Genomic DNA, 8,471 nt, shown 5'->3' on the forward strand with positions numbered 1-8,471 from the left:
CCTTGCAAACACTGGCTGGAACGGCTGGAACGGCTGGAACGGCAGAAAAAGGCAAAGACGGGAGCGATTCCGCTGAAACGCTGCCGACCGACACCGCGCCGCCGATCCAGGCGACCCGGTGGCTGCTGCACTACGCCGACCGCGATCCGCTGGAGGCGTGGTTCTCGCCTGCCGTAGACCACGACGAGGCGCTGGCCGCGTGCCCCGATGCGGTTGCGGCGGAACCGCTGCTCGACCAAGCCTGTGCGCGTCAAAGTGCACGCGAAAGCGCACATCCTTGTGCACACAAATCGGCCAGCGAATCGGCGGTGCTGGGCTGCTCGACGTGTCGGCACCGCAAGAGGCCGGGCCTGTCGGCGGGCTACTGCGGCGGTGGGCGCGAGGATCTTCCTGGGGCGTATGGAGCGCATCACCCGCTGCGCCGCCTGCCTGACGACATGGGCGCGACCTGCGCCTGCTATCACCCCTTCGAGGAATGACCCATGAGCAAGACCTTTCCCCCTGAGTTCTCCGCGCTGAAGGCGCAGTACCGCGACACGTCGGCGGGCCTGGGCGACGATCATCCGATCACGCGGCGGCTGTGGCTGCTGGCGGTAGCGACCGCGCCTGACTGGTTCCTGGCTGAGATGCACGACATGGCGAGAACCATGAGCCTGATCCCCGAGCCGACCGCCTGCGACGACAGCGGGCAGAGGTTCTACAGCCTCGATGCGCTGGCGGCGAAGCTGGGCATGGACGCGGACGCGGTGGTGCGGCAGATGGCAATGCTCCAGGCCGATGCGGCGACGGCAGGACTGCGTGACGTACTCCAGACGAAGGATGTGCGCGACCTGCATCGCCTGCACTGATCGAGGACCGCACCATGACCAAGAAAAAAGACGCGCCGACGATGCCGAAGCCTCGGAAGGAAATCCAAGTGGTCGTATCGGAGGACCCCGCCGAGTCGCGCCGGAACTACGCGAAGGCGATGGTCGCGCCCGAGGTGAGCACGTTCCGCGTCATGTCTGCTTGCGAACAACCAGGACTGAAGGATCAACTCGACACCCCGAGCATGATCCGGCTGCTGAAAGACCAGGGCGAGGCCATCAACAAGGGCGACATGGCGCACGCCGAACAGATGCTCGCGGCGCAGGCGACGGCGCTGCAAACCTTGTTCGCACGGCTGACCGAACGGGCGATGGAGCAATCACACATGCCGAACGTGGAAGCCTTCATGCGGCTGGCGCTGCGTGCGCAGTCGCAATGCCGGGCAACATTGCAGGCGCTCGCCGAAATCAAGAACCCGCCTGTGATCTACGCCGCCAAGCAGATCAACCAGACGACCGGGCCGCAGCAGATCAACAACGGGGCGGTGGCAACATCGCGCAAGCGGGAAATCGAAGGTGAGCAAAACAAACTATCAGGACACAAAGCGGATGAGCTACTTCAGGACACCCGAGCATCGTGCTCGACAGGCGGCGGCGATCCGGCAATGGCGACCGTGGGAGAACTCAACGGGGCCGCGCACGGATGAAGGTAAGTTGATCGTCAGTCGCAACGCAGACAAGGGCGGCACGAGGGCCATGCTGCGTGATCTACGTCGGGCGCTGCGAGAGCAGGAAGCGGCGCTGAAGATGATCTGAGCCGATGACCGCCAGCCCGGGCTTCAAATCCCGATGGGTGGCGCACTGCTGCGGTTACAGCGTAACCGACTGACCAAGATCAGCGCCAGCAACAAGACCCCCCGCGTGGCGGGTTTGTCGTTTCTGGTGGCGACTGACCAGGGGGCGGGCTGAATCTCTCGACGACACCGGCCTGGGTACCGCGCCCCTGCTCGGATTTTCACGCCCGCGAAATTGAAAGCCGCAGCAGGGGGGGGCCGGAAACTTCTGAGATCGCGGACGGCGGAAACCGCGCCCCACCTCATTCGGAGAAAAAATCCAGGTTCAGGGGCGGTTCAGTCCGAGCCGGGCGACCTCGACGCGCTGGGGCCGCGATGGCGATCCGATCCGGGCCGCGAGAATCGCCAGCAAGATGGGTTTTTTGTATGGCTGCTGCTGCGTACAATTCGCCTTCAAGGTGCAAGAGGCCGGTAGCCGTGCACCCTAGAGTGCACCCAAAAGAGCAGAAAGCCGCAGGCAACCAGTATCGGCAAGGCTTCTAGGCTGCACTGAATATACAGGTGCAGAACCTCGAGTGAGGAATGACCGCCCCCGGGAGCGGGGAGGTGGAAGGGCCGGGTGCCGGTCTATCGAGCACGTGCCGTTCATGGTAACAAGAGGGCCTCCACCCGGCCGCTTCAGGTTTTTTCCGGCTGGCCTGGAGACCCTTGTGCGGGCGGGCACGGCAGCGCTGCAATCGCCAGCGCCCGGCAGCCTCCGCGCATGTTTGTCCCCGGATCAGACGGAGAGAAATGATGACTACATCGACATGGAGTGCTTCCGGCGCCGCAGCATTCGCCGCTTGTGTGGCTGCTGCAGCGACACCGGCCTTCGCCGCGGCTCCCGCTGACTGGGCAGCCATCCCGGTGCAGACGGTGACGCTGTTCTATCCCGGGCAGGTCGATTACGGCTGGCTGCGCAGCGCGGAGCACAAGCGTGCCAATGCCAAGGTCAAGGCGGGCGAAGCCTGTCTGTCCTGCCACGAGGGCGAGGAGGCCGAACTCGGCGCCACCCTCGTCAAGGGCGGGCGGCACGAACCGGTCCCGATCGCCGGCAAGGTCGGTGCGATCGCGCTCCAGGTCCAGGCCGCCCATGACGACGCCAATCTGTACCTCCGCTTCCAGTGGAAGACGCAGATGGCGCGGGCCGGGCAGATGCACGACTACATGATGTACGACGGCGAGAAGTGGGCCTTCATCGGCGGGCCGCGCTCGAAGGAAGCCGTGCGCAGCGGCGCCCAGCCGCCGCTCTACGAGGATCGCCTGTCGGTGATGATCGACGACGGCAAGGTGCCGATGTTCGCCAACCAGGGCTGCTGGCTGACCTGCCACACCGGCATGCGCGACATGCCCGGAGAGCCGACCAAGGAGCAGGTCCAGGCTCATCCGCTGATCGGCCAGACGCACAAGGAAAGCGACGTGCGCAAGTATCTGCCGGCCACGCGCACGGACGAGGCGGCGAGCTGGGGCAAGACCCGCGCGCCGGAGGAGATCGCCCGCCTCAAGGAGGCGGGCGCCTTCGTCGAGCTGATGCAGTGGCGCGGTCATCGCAGCAATCCGGTGGGCATGGCCGACGATGGCTACGTGCTCGACTATCGCCTCGTCGACGCCGGCAAGGGCCCGTTCGGCTGGAACGTCGACCGCAAGACCATGACGCCGAAGTTCATGTTCGACCCTGCGAAAGTCGGTGTGAAGGCGCTTGCGCTCGCGGATGTCGGCAACGCGTCGAAGCCGCACGCGCTGATCCGGGAAGACAACGCCGTGGCCTACGATCCGGCCGCGGGCTGGAAGAAGGGCGACGTCCTTCCCGGGCGCCTGCTCTCACGCGCCGACGCAAGCGGTTCGGCGGCGGACAATGCCGACGTCCGCGGCGAGTGGGCGGACGGCCAGTGGACGGTGCTGTGGACGCGCAAGCTCGACACCGGGCATGCCGACGATGACAAGGCCCTGAAGCCGGGCGGCGTCGTCAACGTGGGCTTTGCCGTTCATGACGACAACGTCACAACGCGTTTCCATCATGTGTCCTTCCCGCTGACCCTGGGGATCGGCACGAAAGCCACCATCTCCTCGGTCGCGCTCGAGTGAGCGCCTTCCGGCAACGCTTGCGGTTGCAGCACGCTGCCGCCCGCCCGGCGGCTCCCCTCGGCGGCCGTTCTGCTGCGTCGGCCGCCTCCCATCCCTCTGCCGGTGCGCTGCACCGGCCCTGAGACAACGACCATGGCCGGAACCCTTTTCATCGTCACCGCGCCCTCGGGCGCCGGCAAGACCACCCTGGTGCGCGGGCTGCTGCAGCGCGACCCGCGCGTGCAGCTGTCGATCTCCTACACCACGCGCGCGCCGCGCCCCGGCGAGCAGGACGGGCGCGAGTACAACTTCGTCGACGTGCCCACCTTCCGTGCCTTGCGCGACCGCGGTGAGTTCCTCGAATGGGCCGAGGTGCACGGCAACTACTACGCCACCTCGCGCGTGTGGCTCAAGCAGCAGGTCGAGGCCGGGCGCGATACCCTGCTCGAGATCGACTGGCAGGGCGCGCAGCAGGTGCGCAAGCACTTCCCGGACGCGGTCGGGGTCTTCATCCTGCCGCCCTCGATGGATGAACTCGAGGCCCGCCTGCGCGGTCGCAATACCGACAGCGACGAGGTCATCAGCCGCAGGTTGCTCGGCGCGCGCGGGGAAATGCGCCATGTCGCGGAATTCGACTACGTTATAATCAACGACGAAATCGATGCCGCACTCGACGACCTCGTCGCCGTGGTGCGCGCCGCGCGTTTGCGCTGCGCCAAGCAGCACCAGCGGCATCCCGAGTACTTCGCCTTTCTCGAACAGGATTGAACATGGCCCGCATCACCGTAGAAGACTGCCTCAAGAGGATCCCGAACCGCTTCCAGCTCACCCTGGCGGCGACCTATCGTGCCCGCCAGCTCACCGCTGGCGGCACGCCGCAGATCGACGTCGATCCGCTCGACCGGGACAAGCCGACCGTGATCGCGCTGCGCGAGATCGAAGCGGGCAAGGTCGGCCTCGAGATGCTCAACCGCGGCCAGGCCTGAAATCGCCCGGGGGTTGCATGAAAGCCGCCGAAGCAGGCCCAGCCCCCGAAGTCTTCCGCCCGCCGGTGTCGAGCGTGCTCGCGCTCGACTTCCAGCAGCTCAAGACCAAGCTGCAGACCTACCTCCGGCCCGAGGACGTGGGCCGCGTCGAGGCGGCCTACCACTTCTCCGCCGATGCCCACGCCGGCCAGTTCCGCGTCAGCGGCGAGCCCTATGTCAGCCACCCGGTGGCGGTGTGTTCGCTGGTCGCCGACTGGCACCTCGACCCGCAGGCGCTGATCGCCGCGCTCCTCCACGACGTGATGGAGGACACCCACATCACAAAGGCGGAGATCGCCGAGCGCTTCGGCAAGGTCTCCGCCGAACTCGTCGACGGCCTCTCCAAGCTCGACAAGATCGAGTTCCGCTCGCAGGAAGAGGCGCAGGCGGAGAACTTCCGCAAGATGCTGCTGGCGATGGCGAGCGACCTGCGCGTCATCCTCATCAAGCTCGCCGACCGTCTGCACAACATGCGCACGCTGGACCACATGCGTCCGGCCAAGCGCCGCCGCATCGCCAACGAGACGCTCGAGATCTACGCGCCGATCGCCAACCGGCTCGGGCTCAACGACCTCTTCCGCGAGCTGCAGGAGCTGTCCTTCCGCAACAAGTACCCGCTGCGCTTCGAGGTGCTCGCCAAGGCGATCCGCTCGGCGCGCGGCAACCGCCGCGAGGTGGTCGGCAAGATCCTCGCCAGCATCGAGGAGCGCCTGCCGCAGTGGGGCATCGCCGCCGAGGTGCAGGGGCGCGAGAAGCACCTCTACGGCATCTACCGCAAGATGGTCGAGAAGCACCTGTCCTTCTCGCAGGTGCTCGACATCTACGGCTTCCGCGTCATCGTCAAGGACGTGCCGAGCTGCTACCTCGCGCTCGGTGCGTTGCACTCGATGTACAAGCCGGTGCCGGGCAAGTTCAAGGACTATCTGGCCATCCCCAAGGCCAACGGCTACCAGAGCCTGCACACCACCCTGATCGGTCCCTTCGGCATGCCGGTCGAGGTGCAGATCCGCACCCGCGAGATGCACCACATCGCCGAGACCGGCGTGGCCTCGCACTGGCTGTACAAGGAAGACGAGAAGACCCTCACCGAGCTGCAGCAGAAGACGCACTCCTGGCTGCAGTCCCTGCTCGAGCTGCAGTCGGCCTCGGGCGAGGCCACCGAGTTCCTCGAGCACGTCAAGATCGACCTCTTCCCCGGCGAGGTCTACGTGTTCTCGCCCAAGGGCAAGATCTTCTCCATGCCCAAGGGCTCGACCCCGGTCGACTTCGCCTACGCGGTGCATACCGACGTCGGCAATCGCTGCGTTGCCTGCCGCATCAACGGCGACCTGATGCCGCTGCGCAGCGAGCTGCGCAATGGCGACCAGGTCGAGATCATCACCGCGGCCCACGCCAACCCCAATCCGGCCTGGCTGTCCTACGCGCGCACCGGCAAGGCGCGCGCGCAGATCCGCCACTTCATGAAGAACGCGCAGCAGGACGAGTCGGTCACGCTCGGCGAGCGCCTGCTCAACCAGGCGCTGCGCCCGCACGGGCTCACCCTCGGGCAGATCTCCAGCTTCGCCTGGGACCGCTTCCTGCGCGACCGCGGCGTGCGCCACAAGAAGGAGGTCTTCTCCGACCTCGGGCTCGGCAAGCGCCTGCCGGTCATCGTCGCGCGCCGCCTCGCCGAGGCACAGGACCTCGAGTCCGGTCGCCCGGACGTGGTCAAGCCCAAGCCGGCGGGGGCGATCAGCATCCGCGGCTCGGAAGGTGTGGCGGTGCAGCTCGCACGCTGCTGCCATCCCATCCCGGGGGACCCGATCATCGGCACCCTGCGCAAGGGCCAGGGCCTCGAAGTCCACACCCACGACTGCCCCAACGTGGCCAAGCTGCGCGGCGACCGCGGGCGCTGGGTGGATGTCGAGTGGGAGCACATGGTCGACGACCGCCTGTTCGACGTCGGCATCCGCGTGCTCAGCCACAACGCCTGCGGCGTGCTGGCGCGGGTGGCGAGTGCGATCGCCGAGGAGGACAGCAACATCCAGAGCGTCAGCATGGATGGCGGACAGGGCGAATACACCGCGCTCAACTTCACCGTGCAGGTGCACGACCGCATGCACCTGGCGCGCGTGATGCGCGGCGTGCGCAGGGTGCAGGAAGTGGTGCGCATCGGACGCGTCAAGGCCGACGGCCGCGTCGGCTGAGGACCCCGCCGTCCGCCGACGCTGCTAGAATGCGCGCCGACCGCGACGCCTCTGTGGCGCCGCACGTGAACCCACGGGGGACCCGACATGGCGATGTACGAATCCGATCACACCAAGTTCATGCGCGAGTGGATGGAGAAGCACCCGGAGCAGCGCGACGAGCAGAAAGAGGGCCGTGCCCTGTGGTGGGACAAGCCGCAGAGCGTCGAGGAGCAGAAGCGCGTCGCCGCCGCCCGCGTGCCGGTCAAGCCCTACTACTACGACATCAACAACTGATCCGGCATGACGCGCCGGGGGTGACGCGGCTGTGCTCGCGCCGCCGCCCGCTCCGGCCGCGGCGCCTCGTCCCTCCGTTGCAAGCTCGCCTCCGGCATCGCGTCAGGCCGACATGAGCCTGCCGAGTCGTCTCGCCTTCATCGATGTCGAGAGCACCGGCGCGCACCCGGTGCGCGACCGCATCACCGAGATCGCCATCCTGCGCGTCGAGGACGGCGAGGTCGTCGCGCGCTGGGAGAGTCTGGTCGCGCCCGGCCAGCCCATCCCGCCGCTGATCGAGGAGGTCACCGGCATCTCCGACGCCATGGTGGCCGAGGCGCCCGCCTTCGAGGTGTTGGCCGATACGGTCGCCGCGCTGCTCGAGGGCTGCGTCTTCGTCGCCCACAGCGCGCGCTTCGACTACGGCTTCATCCGCAACGCCTTCACCCGCATCGGTCGCGAGTTCGAGGCGCCGGTGCTGTGCACCGTCAAGCTGTCGCGCGCCCTCTACCCCGAACACCACCGCCATGGACTGGATGCGCTGATCGAGCGCCACGGCCTCGTCTGCGCCGCGCGCCACCGCGCGATGGGCGACGTCGAGGTGTTGTGGCAGTTCGTGCGCGGGCTGGAGGCCGGCTTCGCGCCCGAGGTGCTGGCGCGCGCAGCCGCACGCGCGATGAAGGCGCCGACGCAGCCGCCCGGCTTGCCCGAAGGCATGCTCGAGGCCCTGCCCGACGCCCCCGGACTCTATCTTTTCCACGCCCAGCCCGAGCCACCGCCTGCGGGCGCGCGCGACCCGGCGCTCTTCGTCGGGCGCGCGCAGAGTCTGCGCGCGCGGGTGCGCGAGCATTTCGGCGCGGGTGCGCGCAAGGGGCGCGACGCCGAGCTGGCGGCGCGGGTGAAGCGGGTGGAGTGGATCGAGACCGCCGGCGAGCTCGACACCTCGCTGCGCGAGAACGCCCTGCTGCGTGCGCTGGCACCGCCGTACAACCGTCCGCAGGAGCCCGCCGAGGCCGCCTTCGCGCTGCGCCTGCTGCCCAGGCGGCGGCGCGCGCCGATCTACGAGACGGTGGCGATCGCCGGCACCGACCCGGCGGACTGGCACGACCTCCATGGCGTGTTCCGCAACCGCCGCGAGGCCGACAACCTGCTGCGCGAGCTGGCGATGCTGTACCGGCTGTGCCCGCGCAGGCTTGGCCTGGAGGGCGGCAACGGCGCCTGCACCGCGTACGCCGCGCGGCGCTGCGCGGGCGTGTGCGCGCGGCGCGAGACGCCCGAGGAGCACGACGCCCGCCTCGCCGG

The 8,471-nt window shown here is 67.9% G+C and carries 9 protein-coding genes; all 9 read left to right on the top strand.

Features of this window, described 5'->3' with window-relative positions; translation table 11 throughout:
• Positions 1–2: 2 nt before the first annotated feature.
• Positions 3–479 carry a hypothetical protein gene (locus C665_RS20625; RefSeq protein ID WP_157277017.1) on the top strand — a complete coding sequence of 159 codons (477 nt, stop codon included), beginning with the start codon at positions 3–5 and terminating at the stop codon, positions 477–479.
• Positions 480–482: 3 nt separating this feature from the next.
• Positions 483–848, top strand: a complete 366-nt coding sequence (locus C665_RS04420) for a hypothetical protein (protein ID WP_004301123.1) — start codon at positions 483–485, stop codon at positions 846–848.
• A gap of 14 nt (positions 849–862) precedes the next feature.
• Positions 863–1,513, top strand: a complete 651-nt coding sequence (locus tag C665_RS20485) for a hypothetical protein (protein ID WP_004301126.1) — start codon at positions 863–865, stop codon at positions 1,511–1,513.
• Between the two features lie 882 nt (positions 1,514–2,395).
• On the top strand, positions 2,396–3,724 hold the full coding sequence (locus tag C665_RS04430; RefSeq protein ID WP_040828563.1) for an ethylbenzene dehydrogenase-related protein: 1,329 nt from the start codon (positions 2,396–2,398) through the stop codon (positions 3,722–3,724).
• Positions 3,725–3,856: 132 nt separating this feature from the next.
• The gene (gene gmk, locus C665_RS04435) at positions 3,857–4,471 is read left to right on the top strand and encodes a guanylate kinase (protein WP_004301129.1); all 615 of its coding nucleotides are present in this window, start codon (positions 3,857–3,859) and stop codon (positions 4,469–4,471) included.
• Positions 4,472–4,473: 2 nt separating this feature from the next.
• On the top strand, positions 4,474–4,689 hold the full coding sequence (gene rpoZ / locus C665_RS04440; RefSeq protein ID WP_004301130.1) for a DNA-directed RNA polymerase subunit omega: 216 nt from the start codon (positions 4,474–4,476) through the stop codon (positions 4,687–4,689).
• 17 nt (positions 4,690–4,706) lie between these two features.
• Positions 4,707–6,914, top strand: a complete 2,208-nt coding sequence (locus C665_RS04445) for a RelA/SpoT family protein (RefSeq protein WP_004301131.1) — start codon at positions 4,707–4,709, stop codon at positions 6,912–6,914.
• Positions 6,915–7,001: 87 nt separating this feature from the next.
• Entirely contained in the window at positions 7,002–7,190 is a 189-nt protein-coding gene (locus C665_RS04450; RefSeq protein ID WP_004301132.1) for a DUF3460 family protein, read from the top strand.
• A 112-nt stretch (positions 7,191–7,302) separates the two neighbouring features.
• The coding region (locus C665_RS04455) for an exonuclease domain-containing protein (protein WP_004301133.1) at positions 7,303–8,471 on the top strand (1,169 nt) is incomplete at its 3' end.

Origin of the sequence: Thauera aminoaromatica S2 (assembly GCF_000310185.1) — a bacterium.
Lineage (GTDB): Bacteria > Pseudomonadota > Gammaproteobacteria > Burkholderiales > Rhodocyclaceae > Thauera > Thauera aminoaromatica.

Excerpts from the sequence above, each read along its gene's own strand:
- gmk (WP_004301129.1), top strand. The coding sequence starts at position 3,857 with ATGGCCGGAACCCTTTTCATCGTCACCGCGCCCTCGGGCGCCGGCAAG.
- rpoZ (WP_004301130.1), top strand. The coding sequence starts at position 4,474 with ATGGCCCGCATCACCGTAGAAGACTGCCTCAAGAGGATCCCGAACCGC.
- C665_RS04450 (WP_004301132.1), top strand. The coding sequence starts at position 7,002 with ATGGCGATGTACGAATCCGATCACACCAAGTTCATGCGCGAGTGGATG.
- C665_RS20485 (WP_004301126.1), top strand. The coding sequence starts at position 863 with ATGACCAAGAAAAAAGACGCGCCGACGATGCCGAAGCCTCGGAAGGAA.
- C665_RS04420 (WP_004301123.1), top strand. The coding sequence starts at position 483 with ATGAGCAAGACCTTTCCCCCTGAGTTCTCCGCGCTGAAGGCGCAGTAC.
- C665_RS04430 (WP_040828563.1), top strand. The coding sequence starts at position 2,396 with ATGACTACATCGACATGGAGTGCTTCCGGCGCCGCAGCATTCGCCGCT.
- C665_RS04445 (WP_004301131.1), top strand. The coding sequence starts at position 4,707 with ATGAAAGCCGCCGAAGCAGGCCCAGCCCCCGAAGTCTTCCGCCCGCCG.